The following is a 16,812-nucleotide window of genomic DNA, read 5'->3' on the forward strand; positions in this document are numbered from 1 at the left end:
TCTCACTCCTCGCGGGGAGACTGGGCCAGCTGGATGATTTCCTCGGGCAGGGTGCCCCGCTGGAGCGCTTCCTGGAGCGCCGTCATCTGCGCGGTCACCTCCGCGCGGGACACCTTCGCGCCAGGGCCCTGCCGCACCAGCAGCCGCAGGGTGGCATGCGCCAGCAGCAGCGGCATCGCCGTGAAGGCCAACACCCCGTGCGAGGCCCCCGCGGCGTGGAGCGTGCGCACGTAGCGGGCCGCATCCACGAGGTCTCTCCTCGCGAGCGCGTGGACCTCCTCCAGCCGCACGGTGCCGGGCAGCCAGGTCCGGCCCTCCTCGCGGTCTTCCGTGGCGTCCTTCAGGATGTTCACCAACTGCAGCGCCTCGCCGAAGAGGGGCGCCAGCGCGCGCAGCTCCGAGGCGAAGAGCGCCAGACGCGCGTCCAGGAGGAACAGCTCCGTCAGCAGCTCTCCCACCAGTCCCGCCACGATGTAGCAATAGTCGCGCAGCTCCTGGATCGAGCCCAGCTGGAGCTGCCCTTGCTCGGTGGCACCGGCCAGCACCCGCCGCATGCCCTGGACGGTGAGCAGCACGAAGCGGCGGACGATGGCGGTGGCCTCGGGGCGCAGCGCCTCCAGGTTTGCCAGGAGCTGAGGCGTCTGCTCCAGCAGCCGCAGGTAGTGGGCGTTCTCCGAGGGCCGGCGCTCCAGCCAGTGACGGACTCGCTCCGAAGCCTCGAGCCCTGCTTCCTTTTGCAGGAGCCGCTCGAACTCCTCCAGCGCCGCGCGGCGCCCCTCGCGCGTCCACGGCGCGGCATCCTCCAGCGTGTCAGCGACCCGCAGCAGCAGGTACGCGAGGCCCACCTCGCGCTGGAGAGGCTCCTGGAGCAAGGGAATGGCAAGCGCGAAGGTCCGGCTGGTGCGCTCGAGGTGAATGGAGAGCTCTGGGTCCGACAGGGGAGAGGGAGGAGGAAGAGGAGGCACCGGGTGTGGATCCAAGTCAGCAGAGTGCGAGCTGGCTCAAGAATTATCAGATCCCAGGCACGCCTTGGGCAGAGAGCAGGGAACTATGATCAGACTTCTGCATTTGGGAGAGGAGCTCCTCATGCTGAAGCCGCCGTCCGTCATCCTTGCCCTCGCGCTCGTTCTCGGCCTGTGTGGCTGTGGGGGCTCCAATCAGTGCGTTCCTTTTACGCTGCAGGCAAACACCCCCGCTGGGATGCTCCTGGTGGGGAAGCCCGAGGAACTGTTCGTCGGTCCCAGCCTGGACTACGCGGGCGTGTGCCAGTCGGTCGAGGGCGCGGCGATCATCGCTTCCCAGATCGAGGTCTTCGACCCAGACCAGCAGCCGGTGATGCTCGAGTCCACCCAGAACGACAAGGACAAGACCGGCGTCACCCTCCGCTTCACTCCCACGAAGGTGGGCCGCTATCACTTCTTCATCGGCTTTGATCCGATCGGCGGCATCCAGCAGTTCGATCTCCTCGCCGCTCAGGACCGCGCCTCCGAGCCGCCGCTGCATCAACTGCCCCAGCGCTGCGAGACGCTGGAGAGCACCCGCAGCGGCGCTTGGATCTGCGGAACGAATGTCTTCCGCGGCACGAACTCTCCGCAGCAGCTCCCCTTCGGCAGGGTGGAGGCCGTCGGGGACGTGGTGTGGGTCGTCACGTCCGCGCAGGTCCTGCGCTACGTGGACACGGGGGAGAAGCTGGAGCTCACCGCGTCCATCGCCCATTCGTCGGGAATGCCCGAGTCCATCCGCGCCACCGAGAACGACGTAGCCGTGGCGCACACCTCCTCGATTCAGCTCTTCACCTTCGACGGGAGTACGCTGTCCCATACGGAGGGGACACGCTGGCTGTTCCTGGAGAGCCTCGGCCCCGTGGGCAGTGACGGCCCTCGGGGCCTCCTCTTCCGCACCGGCGATCGGCTGACGGCCGTCCAGAACCTCGGGGCCCCTGAGGCCTCCTTCCAGGCGTGCGCCTTCCAGCTCACCGCTGGCCGCTTCGTGCGCACGTCCGCGCCGTGCCAGTCGCTGGAGGGCTTCGTGGTGGGCTTTGAGCCCCAGTCCGTGTGGACCACCATCAGAGCGGACCCCACGGGCCCGCCGAGCATGCTGCGACGCCTGGAGTGGACTGGCGAGGAGTTCGTGCAGACCGCCTCGCTGGCGCTGCCCGACACGCTGAACCTCGCCTATCCGCTGAGGCTGCTCCGCTCTTCGGTGCTCCCCGTGCTAAGGCCCAACTTCCCGTTCGTCACGCTCCAGGGCCGCTCCGCCGTGCCGGTCTACGTCCCCGGGGATCCGCTGCTGCGCCTCATGCACATGGACGCGGAGCTCTCCAGCGTCCAGGCCTCGTCCTCCTTCTTCTGGGGCAACGTGATCAACGACCGTATGGACGTGCTGGGCTCACGCATTCGCGCCATCACGCCCTCGCCCTGACGGGTGAGTTGTGGCTCGCGGCTCAGCCCACTTGGGTCGCGATCCACCACGTATTGCCCGCGGGATCCTTCACGCCGCAGCGGCGGTCGGGGTCGTCCTTCTGCTTGGGCTCCTGCACGGAGACGCCCCCGGCCTCCAAGGCGCGCCGATAGGTGGCGTCCACATCCGGTACATAGACATGGAGCCACACCGGAAACGCGGGGAACTGCCCCCCGCCGTCCGACAACATCACCACCGTGTCGTCGATCTGCACCTCGACGTGCATGATGGAGCCCGAGGGGCTTTGGTAGCGGCGCAGCTCCCGGGCATCGAAAGTCTTTTTCAAGAAGTCGATCACCCGCTGCGCGCCATCCGCCATCACATACGCCGAAACACTTGCATAGCCTTGCGGCTTATAGGGCTTGCTCATTTGCACGGCCTCCGGTTCTCCAGCCAATGATTTATCAATTCGGGTGAAACGCGCTTCTCGGAATGGACTGGTAATTCCTGTCATTCCGAAGTGCGTTCACAATATCAGACAGGGTGAGTAATCGCCTACAAAGAAGGCTCTTTTCTCGGTGTCTTGTTTTTTTGAAACGAGCGGGTAACACTTCTCGCTCGTGAGGGGGAGACAGCCGATGACACTGCGTTCTGGATGGAGTGCTTTCTTGTTAGGGGCTGCGCTGACAGCCATTGCCTGCGGTGAGCCCACGCGTGAAGCCTCTCCAGAGCCCTCGAAGAACCAGGGCTCCGCCGTCCAGAGCGAGTCCGTCAGCGAAGAGACCTCCAGCCCCGTTCAGTCATTGGCCGCCAACCCGCCGGTGGCACGCTGCGGCAACGTGTTGGTGAGGACGGCCAACACGTGCACCTTCCCAGCCTCCATCGACAATGGCTCCTCGGATCCGGACGGAGACCTGGTGGGCTGTACCCAGTCTCCCGCGGGCCCCTATGCCGTAGGCACCACGCCGGTGACGCTGACGTGCACGGACCGGGGCGGCCGCAGCGCTTCGTGCACGGGGAGCGTCACGGTGGCGGATGGGGTGGTGCCCGTCGTCCGCGTCAGCCCTCTCAACCAGACGGTGCAGTGCGCTCGGGGCGGCTCCTACGCCTACCTGACCGGCGTCACGGCGGATGACCTCTGCGAAGGAGCGCTGCCGTCCTCCAGCATCTCCTACAGCGGCACGGTGAACATGGCGCAGCTTGCCTCGTTCTCCGTGACGTACCAGGCCCGCGACGCGGCCTCCAATGTCTCCGCTCCCGTGACGCGCACCGTCACCGTCGTGGACACGCTGTCGCCGGTGCTGTCGCTGCTCGGCGCCGCGACCATGCCCCTGGAGTGTGGTTCGAGCTTCAACGACCCGGGCGCCCTGGCCACGGATGTCTGCTTGGGCGTGCTCAACAGCGCCATCGTGCGCACCGGCACGGTGAATCCGAACGTGGTGGGCAACTACCCGCTCGTCTACAACGTCAGCGATGGGCGCAATGCCGCCACGCCGCAGACCCGGACCGTCCGGGTGTCCGACACGCGTGCCCCCATGGTGACGCTCAATGGCGCGCTGAGCCTCACGGTGGAGTGTGGGGGGCCGTTTGTGGATCCCGGCGCGACGGCCGTGGACAGCTGTGCGGGCGTCCTGCCCGCCGTGGCGATCAATCCGCCGGACCTGAGCCGGCCGGGCTCCTACTCGACTCAGTATCGGGCCACGGATCCGTCCGGGAACTCCGCCGCCACCGCCCAGAACCGCGCCATCACCGTGGCCGACACGCTGCCCCCCACGGTGGTGCTCCGTGGCCCGGCCGCCGTGTCCGTGGAGTGTGGCAGTCCGTTCGTAGACCCCGGCGCCTCCGCCGTCGATCAGTGCGCGGGGACTGTGGCCGTCAATGCTTCTGGCTCCGTGAACGGCCAACAGCCCGGGACTTATGCGCTCACCTACAGCGCCAGTGATGGGCGCGGCCACTTTGGTTCGGCCACGCGCACTGTGTCGGTGATCGACACGCTCGCGCCCGTACTCGAGCTGGTTGGTCCGGATTCCTTGGAACTGGAGTGCGATGGCTCGCCCTATGTGGAACTGGGCGCCGTGGCCTCGGACGCCTGCGCTGGCGATCTCACGCCGGACGTCGTCATCTCCAGCAACCTCGATCAGTCCCAGGCAGGCGCGTACACCGTCACTTACAGTGTGACGGATGGCGCGGGGAACGCGAGCACTGCGTCGCGCCAGCTCACCGTGGGCCCCTGTGCCACCTGCCTCCCGGTGCATTTGAGCGACTACACCCTGTTCCTCCAGGAGGACTACACCGGGGGCCACGACGTCGAGGGCAAGGTGGCCGCGGGCGGCAACATCTCCATGACGGACTTCGCCGTCGGCTTCGGGCTGCCGGACAGCCAGATCTCCAACACGTTGGTGGCTCAGGGCAACCTGTCCCTGGCTCGCGGCGGTGTCTGGGGTGACGCGTGGTACGGCGGCAGCTACAGCGCGGACTCCGCGGTGGTCTACTCGCGCGGCGCCGTGGCCCAGGGCACGCCCATCGACTTCACGGCCCGCTTCGCCGAACTGCGGCACCTGTCCAGCGGGCTCGGCGCCCTGCCCACCACGGGCACCACCCGCCGCGAGTCCTGGGGCGGCATCTTCCTGACGGGCACCCAGCCCGCCGTGAATGTCTTCGACGTGGACGCCAGCGCCTTCACCGGCGCCAGGATGCTGTCCATCGATGCGCCGGCCGGCTCGCTGGCGGTGGTCAACATCCGCGGTGCCTCGGCCACCTTCACCGGCTTCGGCATCTTCTTCAGCGGCATCGATCAGCACGGCGTGCTCTACAACTTCGTGGACGCTACCTCCATCACCGCCCAAGGCTTCGGCTTCTGGGGCACGGTGCTGGCGCCCAGGGCCCATGTCTCCTTCAGCGACGGCAGCTGGGACGGCGGCATCTACGCCCGCTCGTTCACCGGCAATGCCGAGGGCCACCTCAACGCGCTGGACGATCGCGAAGTCTGCCCGTGATGGGCGCACAGGCCCTCCATGCCGCCGGACTGTGCCTCAGCGCATAGCGAGGCCCACTGGGGTTGAGCTCCCCCCGCCTCCTGTAGGAACCGGCTCAACCTGATCGAACCCCGCTCTACTTGCTCCGCACCCGGAGCTCCCTCTTCGCTTCCTCGCCCGAGGGAGTGGGCTTCCGGGAGGCGTGCTCGGCGCGAGCGGAGATGATGCGCGGCAGGCTCTCCTCGATCCAGTCGGTGAGGATCTCGATGTGCCCCGCGACCTCCCGGCCCAGGGGCGTGAGGCTGTAATCCACCCGGGGAGGAATCACCGGGTAGACCTCGCGATGCACGAAGCCGTCCTCCTCCAGCGCGTGCAGCGTCTGGGCGAGCATCTTCTCGCTCACCCCCGCCACCCTCCGCCGCAGCTCACTGAAGCGGTGCGTCCGTTCCAGCAGCGCGACGAGCACCAGCACGCCCCAGCGGCTCGTGACGTGGTCCAGGACGCCTCGGGAGGGGCACGCGGCGGCGTAGAGGTCCCCCCGCTGCTCGGCCCACTTCGCCATCGCTTTGCTCAGGTGCTTGGGCTGCTTGCTCGCTGTCATGCCAGTAGCTTACTTCAAGGTAGGTACTTACCAAAAGACAGTACCCCCGTTAAAGAGAGTCTCGAACTTCAGCGGCGTTTTCACGCCAGGAGAGGCACCCCATGATTCTCGTCACCGGAGCCACCGGGAAGCTCGGCCGTCTCGTCATCGAGGAGCTGCTCAAGAAGGTCCCCGCCAGCCATGTCATCGCGGCCGTGCGGAATCCCGAGAAGGCCGCCGAGCTTGCCCATCGCGGCGTCCAGGTCCGCAGAGCGGACTACAGCCAGCCGGAGACGCTCGGGCTGGCGTTCCAGGGTGTGGAGAAGGTGCTGCTCATCTCCTCCAATGAAGTCGGGCAGCGGGCGCAGCAGCATGAGGCCGTGGTGCAGGCCGCCAAGAAGGCGGGCGTGCGCCTCCTGGTCTACACGAGCATCCTGCACGCGGAGCGCTCGCGGCTGGCGCTGGCCGCGGAGCACAAGGCCACCGAGGAGAGCATTCGCGCCTCCGGCCTGCCGTACGTGTTCCTGCGCAACGGCTGGTACTTCGAGAACTACACGGAGAACCTCGGGCCCGCGCTGGCGCACGGCGCGCTTGTCGGCAGCGCGGGCGAGGGGCGGATTGCCGCCGCCACTCGGGCCGACTACGCGGCGGCCGCGGCGGCGGTGCTCACCGGCTCGGGGCATGAGAACAAGGTGTATGAGCTGGGAGGGGACACCCCGTTCACCATGGCGGAACTGGCCGCCGAGGTGTCTCGCCAGGCCGGCAGGGCGATTGCCTACACCAACCTGGCGCCCGAGCAGTACCAGGGCGTGCTCGAAAGCGCGGGCGTGCCGAAACCCTACGCCGCAGCGCTGGCGGACTCCGATGTCGGCGTTTCTCGCGGCGAGCTCAACGACTCCTCCGGCGACCTGCACCGCCTCATCGGCCGTCCCACGACGGCGCTCGCGGACGCGGTCGCCGTGGCGTTCAAGCGCTGATGCTCACCGAGCTCCTTGCCGCTCTCCAGAATCGAGGGGATTCCATCGATGCTCGATTCCTTCTCCCGAGGAGTGGTCACTGCTGCACTCTGCTACCGGGACCCGGGTTGATCATTTCACCCCCTGAGTCATCTCTTGGTTCGGCCCTCGAATGGCCTGCCCGTTCGTGTACGGCGATGGGGAGCGGGTGACTCTTCCTCTGCAAGTGCGACACGCTGATGGCCGTGGAGTGGAAGGACAAGAAGGCCTATGACCTGCAAGAGGCCAAGTACGAACTGAAGCGCTGGTTGAGCTGAGCGGGGCGTGCCCATGGCTGAGCTGAAGGTCCATTCCCGAAAAGAGTCGCTGCCCAAGGAGCTCCTCTATCCGCTCAAGGCCGGTGAGCTCGCCGCGGCGTTCCAGCCGAAGATCACCCGCGACGCCCACCTGGACCTCTCCTTCCACCGCACACAGGCCTACTGGAAGGAGCAGCGCGACCGCATTCAGGAGGAGGGCAGGTACACACTCGCCCGGTGTACCTACTACACGCGCGGACTTCATCTCAGATCCTGGGGCCATGCCCCCTGGGCCCACGAGGAGCGGCCTCAGGTCATCACTGCCAACGTCCTCGCCATTCCCCGTGCCGTCCTCCCCAAGGGCTCTTCCATTCACGCCGCCGCTTCCAGCTTGGTGTGCGAGGCCGTTGCTGTGCTCGTTCCACGAGGACTGCCCCGCCTGACGCAGCGCGGCCAGATGGAGGATGACGCGTGGCACTTCGAACTGGAGCTCGACAGCTCCGTCCACCTCCTCCGCGCCAAGCTCCAGCCCTGGACCGGGGGCTCCTTCGGTCTCCAGACCGTGGAGTGCCCCCTGACACCCGAAGTGGATCCGCAGTCTCACCCCCAGACCGACGTCTCGGATTCTGATCAGGATCCGACGTAGACCGCTGAACGATGCCCCTGCGGAGCTGACCGCTACCTCACAGTGGGATCGCGAAAGCCGAGGAGGGGGGGCTCACGCCGCCTTGTCTGAATTCCTAGCGTCCGTGGGTAGGCGGACTGGACGGGGCGTGGCGGAGCGGGGAGAAGAGCCCGTCTACGGGGGCCATCGTGACGACGGATGCTGAGCTGAACGAGCTGTGTGCGTTGTTGCCCACTCTCCCGGACAGGGAGCCTTGGCTGGATCTCAAGTTCCATGCCTGGGAAGTCCTCCGGTACTCGCGAGAGGTCCTCGATCTCCTGCCCAGTCTCAAACGTCTCTGGGAGTCTGGCACCCAGCCCAAGGCCCTCTGCGAAGGCCTGAGCCGCATCGACTTCCTCCTGATGTACCCCATCGTGCGTGGCGTGCGCCTCGTCGTCTCTCTGGCGGGCCAGTCCCAGTTGCACCCCGCTCCCTCCACGCTCCCGCTGGGCGCTGTGGAAATGGCGTTCGCTCCCACCGAGGTCCGCGAGTGCTACTCGCGCGGCGTGGCCCGCGAGAAGATGGGCTTGCACCTGGAGGCGCTCGGGCCCGCCGTCCTCCAGGCCCATGACGCGGTCGTCCGCGCCCTCTCGGCCAGCGGCTCCGCCGAGTCCGTGCTCAAGCAGGTGCACACCGAGTTCATCGCCGCTCAGGAGTTCTTCCAGGGCGCCGCCGCCCAGCACGCCCGCGCCGCCTATGACTGGGCGGATCAGTACTGGCGTCTCGCGGATCCCCAGGGCCGGGAGGCTCGCTTCGATCGCCTACGCGCCATGTTCCGCGCCGGTCTCCCCTCCGGGAGCGCCTCCAGCGACATTGCTCGCAGCTGAGCCTTCGCCTCCGTCACCGTGAGGCTGTCGCCGGAGGTCTCGCTCACCGCACCCTCCTGGTCTAGGGTGCGCTGTTCACCGCGCGTGAGGGGAGCACGATGAAGCTGCGTCAACTGGGCCGCAACGGCCCTCGGGTCTCGGCCCTCGGGCTGGGCTGCATGGGCATGAGTGAGTTCTATGGAGGCCGCGATGACGCGGAGTCCATCGCCACCCTCCACCGCGCCCTGGAACTGGGCGTCACCTTCCTGGACACCGCCGATGTCTACGGGCCCCACCTCAACGAGGAGCTCGTCGGCCGCGCGCTCCAGGGCAAGCGCGACCGGGTGGTGCTCGCCACCAAGTTCGGCATCATCCGCGACCCCAAGAACCCCGCAGTCCGGGGCGTCAGCGGCAAGCCCGACTATGTCCGCAAGGCGTGCGAGGACAGCCTCCGGCGGCTCAACGTCGAGACGATTGATCTCTACTACCAGCACCGCGTGGACCCCGCCGTCCCCATCGAGGACACCGTGGGCGCCATGGCCGAGCTCGTGAAGCAGGGCAAGGTCCGCTATCTGGGCATGAGCGAGGCCTCCTCGGAGACGATCGAGCGCGCCCACCGCGTCCACCCCATCACCGCCTTGCAGTCCGAGTACTCCCTGTGGACGCGAGACCCCGAGGAGGGCGTGCTCGCCACCTGCCGCCGCCTGGGCATCGGCTTCGTGCCGTACAGCCCGCTGGGCCGCGGCTTCCTCACCGGCGCCATCACCAAGCCCGAGGACTTCGAGCCGGATGACTACCGGAGCCGCTCGCCCCGCTTCCAGGGCGAGAACTTCCAAAAGAACCTGGAGCTGGTGCGCAAGGTGAAGGAGCTGGCCACTCAGAAGGGCTGCACCCCCTCGCAGCTCGCGCTGGCCTGGGTGCTCGCCAAGGGGGAGGACCTCGTGCCCATCCCCGGCACCAAGCGGCGCAAGTACCTGGAGGAGAATCTCCACGCGCTGGATGTCTCGCTGACGCCCGAGGAGCTCCAGGCCTTGGATGACGTGTTCCCGCTCGGAGCCGCCTCTGGAGCCCGCTACCCCGAGGCGATGATGAAGAGCCTGAACCGCTGAGGGCTACTCGGCTCGTAGGGCGATGGCGGGTGGCACGCGTGTCGCCCGCCGCGCGGGCAGCCAGCTCGCGAACAGCGCCACCGCGAGCAGCCCCCCCACCACGGACACGAAGGTGAGCGGGTCGTGCGGGGGCACTCCGTAGAGCACGCTCTCCATGAGCCGTGCGAGCGCGAGCGCCCCCGCCAGGCCCACCCCCACGCCCACGGCCACCAGCCGCAGGCCTCCGCCCACCACCATCCGCAGCACGTCGCCCGTGGTCGCTCCGAGCGCCAGCCGCACGCCGATCTCCCGGCGGCGCTGGCTCACCGTGTACGCCAGCACCCCGTAGATGCCCACCGCGCCCAGCAGCAGCCCCAGCGCCGCGAACAGGCCCATCAGTACCGCGAGCAGCCTCGGGCGGGCCACCACCTCGCTCATCATCTGCTCCAGCGTGGTGACGCGGGTGATGGTCTGGTTGCGGTCCACGCTCCACACCGCCTTCTGCACGTCCGCCGCCACCCGCAGCGGATCGCCCTTGCTGCGCACCAGCAGGTTCACCCCCGAGCGCATGTTCTGCAGCGCGTGCAGGTAGAGCATCGGCTCGGCCGGCTCCGAGGGCCCCGCCTGCAGCGTGTCACCCACCACGCCGATGATCGTCACCGGCTCGCCCAGGTCCATCACCTGGCCCACGGGATCGCCCTGCAGCCCGAGGCGGCGCACGAAGGTCTCGTTCACCACGATCTTCAGCTGCGTGCCTTCTCCGCCTCGATCGGCATCCGTGAAGTCCCGGCCGCCCTTCAACGGAATCCGCAGCGTGCGGAAGTAGTCGCGGCTGATGTGCAGCACGTTGACGCGCACCAGCGCGTCGGGCTGGCCTCGCACCGGCAGCCGCAGCTGCTCCACGTCCGTCTGGCCCGGCACCGTCTTCGCCGCGCCCACCGACTCCACCCCGGGCACCGCTCGCACCGCCTCGAGTACCTGCTGGTAGTACCCCTTCGAGTTCTCGTCGTGCGCCGAGCCGATGCTGAAGCTCACGATGGCCAGTCCCTTCGGATCAAAGCCCATGTCCTTGGACAGCAGGTGCTCGAAGCTGCGCGCCGCGAGCCCCGCTCCGCTGGCCAGCACCACCGCGAGCGCCACCTCCGCCACCACGAGCCCTCCGCGCAGGCGCTTGCCGCCTCCCGCTCCCTGGCCCGGCGAGGCCCCCTTGAGCAACGGCTGCAGCGAGGGTGCCGTGGCCCTCAGCGCGGGCAGCAGTCCGAACAGCAGGCCCGTGAGCGCCGTGAGCCCCAGCGTGAATGCCAGCACCGTGCCGTCCAGGCGGACTTCGCTGGCGCGCGGCAACTTCCCAGCGGCCAGGTGCACCAACCCCTCAGAGCCGAGGACCGCCACGCCCATTCCCAGCACACCACCCGCGAACGCCAGGAGCAGGCTTTCGGTGATCAGCTGCCTCGCGAGCCGCCCCGGCGAGGCCCCCAGCGCCGCGCGCACCGCCAGCTCCTGCTCCCGCACCGTGCCTCGCGCCAGGAGCAGGTTCGCCAGGTTGGCGCACGCAATGAGCAGGATGAACGCCACCGCGCCCAGCAGCACCAGCAGGCTCGTCTTCACCTCGCCCACCATGGACTCATGCAGTGGCACCACCGTGGCGCTGCCGAAGTGCGCGTTGGAGTCCGGGTGCTCGGCCTCCAGCGTCCTCGCCACCCGGTTGAGATCCGCGCGCGCCGCCTCCAGCGTCACCCCCGGCTTCAGCCGTCCCACCCCCGCCAGCCAGCGCGAGCCCCGAACCTCCCACGGCACGTCGTCCTGCTTGAAGTACGCCACCGGCATCCACGCCTCCACGTTGGGAGCCGGGAAGTCGAAGCCGCGCGGCATCACTCCCACCACCGTGCACGGCTTGTTGTCGAGCGTCACCGTGCGGCCCACCACGTCCGCTGAGCCGCCGAAGCGGCGCTGCCACAGCCCGTGGCTCAGCACCACCACGCTCGCCTGTCCGTGCACGTGGTCCTGCGGCTGCAACGGGCGCCCGAGCAGCGGCGCCGTCCCGAGCGCCTGGAACACCCCGTCCGTCACGAAGGACATCTGCAGGCGCACCGGCTCCCCGTCGCCCAGCAGATCCATCCCCGTGCGGCCCTCCGCGTACTGGTAGGCCCCCGCCGCCTCCAGCGACTGCGACAGCGTGCGCCAGTCCTCCATGTCCGGTACGGAGAAGTAGCCCCTGGTCGTCTCCGGCGCTCCCTGCCACAGCCGCACCAGCCGCTCCGGGGCGGGGTAGGGGAGCTCTCGCAGCAGCACCCCTCGCACCACGCCGAAGATGGCCGTGTTCGCTCCGATGCCCAGCGCCAACGTCAGCACCGCCACCAGCGTGAAGCCCGGCGTGCGCAGCAGCCCGCGCACCCCGTACCGCACGTCCTGCACCAGCGCTCCCCACCGCAAGGCCCGGCCCATCTCTTTCTCCCTCTGTCGGCTCAGCTCCACGCACTCCTCGCGGTAGTGCGCCATGTCCCCGAAGCGCCGCAGTGCCTCCTCGCGCGCATCCTCCGGAGACAGGCCGCCCTGCACCAGCCGCTCCACGCTCAGCTCCAGGTGGAAGCGCAGCTCCTCGTCTACTTCCTGCTCGGGCGCGGGCGGACGGACCGCCAGGCGGAACAGGCGCCGGAACGGCCACGGGCGCTCGCGCCGCGGGGGACTCTCAGCCATGGCTCTCCCGCTTCCTCACGCCGACTGCAGCACGCGCGTCACCGCGTCCGAGTACGCCAGCCAGTGCTGCGTGCCCGCGCGCAGCTGCGCCCGCCCCGCGCTCGTGAGCCGGTAGAACTTCGCCTTCCGGTTGTTCTCCGACACCCCCCACTCCGCCTCCACCCAGCCACGCCGCTCCAGCCGGTGCAGCGCCGGGTAGAGCGCCCCTTCCTCCACCTTCAGCGCCTCACCGCTGCGCATCCGGATCAGCTCCGCCACCCCGTACCCGTGTTGCGGCCCCCACGAGAGGACTTTCAACAGCAGCACATCCAGCGTCCCCTGCAGCAGCTCCAGCGACGAGTCACCCATGAACTTCTCCCCTTGGCATCTTAGGGGAGCATGCCGTTCCTTCCCCTAAGCCGTCAAGGGGAGCGGCCCTCGATTCTCTTGCTCGCGAGGGCCGCCAGTAGCACCTTCACCGGGTGCGTGTTCTCAAGTTCCGTGGCTCCCCGCCTTCCGAGCCAGCAGGCGGCTCCCCACACGGTTTCGTTCGCGTGCGAGGCGCTCGCGAGCACAACCTCAAGGACGTGGACGTCGACATCCCCCGGGATGCGTTCGTGGTGTTCACGGGCATCTCCGGCTCCGGGAAGTCCTCGCTCGCCTTCGGGACGCTCTACGCAGAGGCTCAGCGGCGCTACTTCGAGTCCGTGGCCCCGTACGCCCGGCGGCTGATCGACCAGGCAGGCGTCCCCGAGGTGGATGCCATTGAAGGCCTGCCCCCGGCGGTGGCGCTCCAGCAGCACCGAGGCACGCCGACGACGCGCTCGTCCGTGGGCAGCGTGACGACAATCTCCAACTCGCTGCGCCTGCTGTACTCGCGCGCGGGGACGTACCCGCCGAACCAGCCGCACCTGGACTCGGATGCGTTCTCGCCCAACACGCCGGCAGGGGCGTGCCCGAACTGCCATGGCCTGGGCCGCGTGTACGACGCGACCGAGGAGTCCATGGTGCCGGATCCCTCGCTCACCATCCGTGAGCGGGCCATCGCCGCGTGGCCTCCCGCGTGGCACGGCCAGAACCTGCGCGACATCCTGGTGTCGCTCGGGTACGACGTGGACACGCCCTGGCGCGAGCTGCCGCAGAAGGACCGCGAGTGGATCCTCTTCACCGAGGAGCAGCCCACTGTCCCCGTCTACGCGGGCTTCACTCCGGCCGAGACGCGGCGGGCCCTCAGGCGCAAGGAAGCGCCCAGCTACATGGGCACCTTCACCAGCGCCCGGAAGTTCGTGCTGCAGACCTTCGCCACCACGCAGAGCGCGATGATCAAGAAGCGCGTCTCGCAGTACATGGTGAGTGGGGAGTGCCGCCTGTGCCACGGCAAGCGCCTGCGCCGCGAGTCCCTGTCCGTCACCTTCGCGGGGCTCGACATTGGCGAGCTGTCCCGGTTGCCGCTCAAGCGTGTGGCGGAGATTCTCCGGCCCACCGTCAACGGCACGGCACCCGGGATGGCGAAGCTGTCTCGCGAGCACCCGGAGAAAGCGCTCGTGGCCCAGCGCATCGCCAAGGATCTGCTGGCGCGCATCGACGTGCTGGCCGAGCTCGGGCTGGGGTACCTGTCGCTGGAGCGCAGCACGCCGACGCTCTCTCCCGGAGAGCTGCAGCGGCTGCGGCTCGCCACCCAGGTGCGCTCCAACCTGTTCGGCGTGGTGTACGTGCTGGACGAGCCCTCCGCGGGACTCCACCCGGCGGACACCGCGTCGCTGCTCAAGGCGCTCGATCAGCTGAAGGGCTCGGGCAACTCGCTCTTCGTGGTGGAGCACGAGGTGGATGTCATCCGCCACGCGGACTGGATTGTGGACGTGGGGCCGGCCGCGGGTGAGCACGGCGGGCGCATCCTCTACAGCGGTCCGCTCGAGGGGCTCGCCTCCGTGGAGGCCTCGCACACGCGGCGCTACCTCTTCGAGGAGAAGGCTGCTGCGCGCCATACGCCCCGCTCGCCCAAGGGGTGGCTCCGCCTGGAGGGCGTCTCCCGCAACAACTTGCACGGGCTGGATGTGGAGTTCCCGCTGGGCGTCTTCACCACGGTGACGGGCGTGTCCGGCTCGGGCAAGTCGAGCCTGGTGAGCCAGGTACTCGTGGAGCTGGTCTCCGAGCAGCTCGGCCATGAGCTGCTCCCGGACGAGGACGAGGGCGAGGAACTGGAGCGCTCCGTCGTGCTCACCACGGGCGGGAAGATCGTCAGCGGCATGGAGGGGATCAAGCGCCTGGTGCGCGTGGACCAGAGGCCCATCGGCCGTACGCCTCGCTCCAACCTGGCGACGTACACGGGGCTGTTCGACCACGTGCGCAAGCTGTTTGCTGCGACGAAGGAGGCCCGGGCCCGGCGGTTCGATGTGGGGCGCTTCTCGTTCAACGTGGCCAAGGGCCGCTGCGAGACGTGCGAGGGCGAGGGCTTCGTGAGCGTGGAGCTGCTCTTCCTGCCCAGCGTGTACGCGCCGTGCCCTACGTGCCACGGTGCCCGCTACAACGCGAAGACGCTGGAGATTCAGTACCGCGGGAAGAACATCGCCGAGGTGTTGGGGATGACGGTGGACGCGGCGTACGCGTTCTTCGCCGAGGACACGGCGGTGCACCGCGCGCTGGGCGTGCTGAAGGAGGTGGGCCTGGGCTACCTGAGGCTGGGGCAGCCCGCCACGGAGCTGTCCGGCGGCGAGGCCCAGCGCATCAAGCTCGCCACGGAGCTGCAGCGGGTGCAGCGCGGGCACACGCTCTACGTCCTCGACGAGCCCACCACGGGCCTGCACCCCGCGGACGTGGACAGGCTCATGTCCCAGCTCAACGGACTGGTCGAGGCGGGCAACACCATCATCCTCGTGGAGCACGATATGCGCGTCATCGCCGCGAGCGACTGGGTCATCGACATGGGCCCGGGCGCGGGCGAGGAGGGGGGCAAGGTGGTGGTGGCGGGAACGCCCGCTCAAGTGGCCGCCACATCCAAGAGCCGCACGGCGCCGTATCTCTCCGAGTGCTTGGGGGCCTAGCGACGCATTGAAACGGAGGGTGTTTCGAGAACACTCGAAGGCTCGCCGAGGAGCGCTCCGGTGCTGATCTCCCAGAGCCGGACCCCGTCCGCTCCCGCCGTGGCCAGCCGTTGGTCTGAGGGGGCCCAGGCAGCGGACCGCACGGCTCCCGTGTGCCCCGAGAGCTTTCGCACCTCCCGAGCGCTCTCGACCTCCCAGATCCGCACGGTGCCATCCGCTCCCGCGGCGGCCATCCGCCCGTCCCGGGCGAACTGCACGCAGAAGACTCCGTCGCTCGTGCCCACGCGCAGAGCCCTACCACGGCAAGAGCCGGAAGTGCATCTGGGAGCGCTGCGTCTCCAGCTCCAGGACCACCACCTCACCCACGGAGTCCCACGCAGCGAGGCGTTTTCCCTCGATCCGGAGGCCCGCTCCGGTTCTGACGGAGGGCAGGGGATGTGAGCCTGGGATGAAGTGGGGCGCCGGGCCCTCGAAGGCGTGGACCCAGCGGGGCTCTCGTGCTTCGAGATCGAAGCACACCACCCCCATGTATGTCGGCTGGCGAAGGAGGAGCGCCACCCAGCGGCCGGAGCCCACCATCGCCGCAGCGCGAACCATGAATGGCCGTTCCCACGTCCCTTTCAAATCCTGGATCCGGCAGGTTCCCCAGGGCTCGTCCTCCCCCGGGCTGTCGATCAAGTAGACCGGCTCACGGGTGAACGGCGGGGTCTCGCTTCCGACGAGGCGTTCGGCCAGGAGGAAGCGGCTCATGTTCTCCTCGCTGCTCCCGCCCGGGCGGGGACGCCCGAAGTCCGGGACTTCGACCGTGCTGCTGCCCACGTGCTCGAGAGAGGGGAGCGCGTAGATGTCCAGGTGCGAGGCCCCGAGCGAGCTGGTCCAGAGGTAGAGCTGGCCCAAGTGACGGCGGAGGCGGATCGGCCACATGAAGGGCACCTTCCCGGTGAGGATCCGCTCGAAGCCAGAGGCTTTTGCGTCGATGGCTTCGATGAAGTTGTCGACCCCCAGGCCCTGGTCGGGCGCGACGTACCACACGTTGCCGTCGAACGTGGGAGCGGCCACCGCGAACTCGGCCTCGCACCAGAAGGTGGCGGTGAGGGAGGTGAGCTCCAGCCGGTGGAGGGTCTGGAGCATGCCTCGCTTGGTGCTGCGGGCGATGGCGTGTTGCCCATCATCGGAGATTGTGAGGTGCGTGGCTGGGCAGCTCCACCGGTGCAGGTTCTTGCCGTTCGGGGCGTAGAGGCGAACGCCCTTCTCTCCCAGGGCGATCAGCGCGCCCCCGGTGCTCAAAGGGACCACGTCATGGATTCGGGGGACTGGAGTCATGAGGACG

14 protein-coding genes are annotated in these 16,812 nt (G+C 68.6%); 7 read left to right on the plus strand and 7 right to left on the minus strand.

The features are described 5' to 3' along the window. Nucleotides 1–2 precede the first annotated feature (2 nt). Nucleotides 3–965 carry a squalene/phytoene synthase family protein gene (locus DB31_RS32640; protein WP_052420438.1) on the minus strand — a complete coding sequence of 321 codons (963 nt, stop codon included), beginning with the start codon at nucleotides 963–965 and terminating at the stop codon, nucleotides 3–5. 121 nt (nucleotides 966–1,086) lie between these two features. Between DB31_RS32640 and DB31_RS32645 the strand changes: the two genes are divergently transcribed. Further along, nucleotides 1,087–2,421 carry a hypothetical protein gene (locus DB31_RS32645; protein WP_044195053.1) on the plus strand — a complete coding sequence of 445 codons (1,335 nt, stop codon included), beginning with the start codon at nucleotides 1,087–1,089 and terminating at the stop codon, nucleotides 2,419–2,421. Nucleotides 2,422–2,443: 22 nt separating this feature from the next. On the opposite strand, the gene DB31_RS32650 is transcribed toward DB31_RS32645, so the two are convergent. Continuing rightward, nucleotides 2,444–2,830, minus strand: a complete 387-nt coding sequence (locus DB31_RS32650) for a VOC family protein (protein WP_044195055.1) — start codon at nucleotides 2,828–2,830, stop codon at nucleotides 2,444–2,446. A 208-nt stretch (nucleotides 2,831–3,038) separates the two neighbouring features. On the opposite strand from DB31_RS32650, the gene DB31_RS48215 reads away from it, so the two are divergent. Continuing rightward, a complete protein-coding gene (locus DB31_RS48215) occupies nucleotides 3,039–5,396 on the plus strand; it encodes an immunoglobulin-like domain-containing protein (protein WP_083968964.1) in 2,358 nt (785 codons plus the stop codon). Nucleotides 5,397–5,511: 115 nt separating this feature from the next. Here the strand turns inward: DB31_RS48215 and DB31_RS32660 are convergent, their stop codons facing one another. Beyond that, nucleotides 5,512–5,976: a winged helix-turn-helix transcriptional regulator gene (locus DB31_RS32660; protein ID WP_044195058.1), complete on the minus strand. Its 465-nt coding sequence runs from the start codon at nucleotides 5,974–5,976 to the stop codon at nucleotides 5,512–5,514. A 101-nt stretch (nucleotides 5,977–6,077) separates the two neighbouring features. Here DB31_RS32660 and DB31_RS32665 point away from each other — a divergent pair, with 101 nt between their 5' ends. The 4 genes from DB31_RS32665 (at nucleotide 6,078) to DB31_RS32680 (ending at nucleotide 9,786) form a co-directional block, all read left to right on the plus strand. Further along, nucleotides 6,078–6,932 carry an SDR family oxidoreductase gene (locus DB31_RS32665; RefSeq protein WP_044195059.1) on the plus strand — a complete coding sequence of 285 codons (855 nt, stop codon included), beginning with the start codon at nucleotides 6,078–6,080 and terminating at the stop codon, nucleotides 6,930–6,932. A 309-nt stretch (nucleotides 6,933–7,241) separates the two neighbouring features. Then, nucleotides 7,242–7,853 carry a hypothetical protein gene (locus DB31_RS32670; RefSeq protein WP_044195062.1) on the plus strand — a complete coding sequence of 204 codons (612 nt, stop codon included), beginning with the start codon at nucleotides 7,242–7,244 and terminating at the stop codon, nucleotides 7,851–7,853. A 167-nt stretch (nucleotides 7,854–8,020) separates the two neighbouring features. Continuing rightward, on the plus strand, nucleotides 8,021–8,698 hold the full coding sequence (locus tag DB31_RS32675; protein ID WP_044195064.1) for a hypothetical protein: 678 nt from the start codon (nucleotides 8,021–8,023) through the stop codon (nucleotides 8,696–8,698). A 98-nt stretch (nucleotides 8,699–8,796) separates the two neighbouring features. Next, nucleotides 8,797–9,786, plus strand: coding sequence for an aldo/keto reductase (locus tag DB31_RS32680; RefSeq protein ID WP_044195066.1), 990 nt, complete (start codon nucleotides 8,797–8,799; stop codon nucleotides 9,784–9,786). A gap of 3 nt (nucleotides 9,787–9,789) precedes the next feature. Here the strand turns inward: DB31_RS32680 and DB31_RS32685 are convergent, their stop codons facing one another. Both DB31_RS32685 and DB31_RS32690 read right to left on the minus strand, forming a co-directional pair. Then, the gene (locus DB31_RS32685; RefSeq protein WP_052420439.1) at nucleotides 9,790–12,462 is read right to left on the minus strand and encodes an ABC transporter permease; all 2,673 of its coding nucleotides are present in this window, start codon (nucleotides 12,460–12,462) and stop codon (nucleotides 9,790–9,792) included. Nucleotides 12,463–12,477: 15 nt separating this feature from the next. Further along, entirely contained in the window at nucleotides 12,478–12,810 is a 333-nt protein-coding gene (locus DB31_RS32690) for a PadR family transcriptional regulator (protein WP_044195070.1), read from the minus strand. A gap of 185 nt (nucleotides 12,811–12,995) precedes the next feature. Here DB31_RS32690 and uvrA point away from each other — a divergent pair, with 185 nt between their 5' ends. After that, the gene (gene uvrA, locus DB31_RS32695) at nucleotides 12,996–15,482 is read left to right on the plus strand and encodes an excinuclease ABC subunit UvrA (protein ID WP_240486988.1); all 2,487 of its coding nucleotides are present in this window, start codon (nucleotides 12,996–12,998) and stop codon (nucleotides 15,480–15,482) included. Here the strand turns inward: uvrA and DB31_RS51705 are convergent. Together DB31_RS51705 and DB31_RS49245 are read right to left on the minus strand one after the other, a co-directional pair. Beyond that, nucleotides 15,479–15,844, minus strand: a complete 366-nt coding sequence (locus DB31_RS51705; RefSeq protein WP_075306340.1) for a WD40 repeat domain-containing protein — start codon at nucleotides 15,842–15,844, stop codon at nucleotides 15,479–15,481. The two genes, uvrA and DB31_RS51705, sit on opposite strands and share 4 nt — an antisense overlap. Next, nucleotides 15,777–16,805, minus strand: a complete 1,029-nt coding sequence (locus DB31_RS49245) for a hypothetical protein (protein ID WP_044195080.1) — start codon at nucleotides 16,803–16,805, stop codon at nucleotides 15,777–15,779. Before DB31_RS49245 ends, DB31_RS51705 begins: the two co-directional genes overlap by 68 nt. Nucleotides 16,806–16,812 lie beyond the last annotated feature (7 nt).

The sequence above is a fragment of the Hyalangium minutum genome (assembly GCF_000737315.1).
GTDB classification, from domain to species: domain Bacteria; phylum Myxococcota; class Myxococcia; order Myxococcales; family Myxococcaceae; genus Hyalangium; species Hyalangium minutum.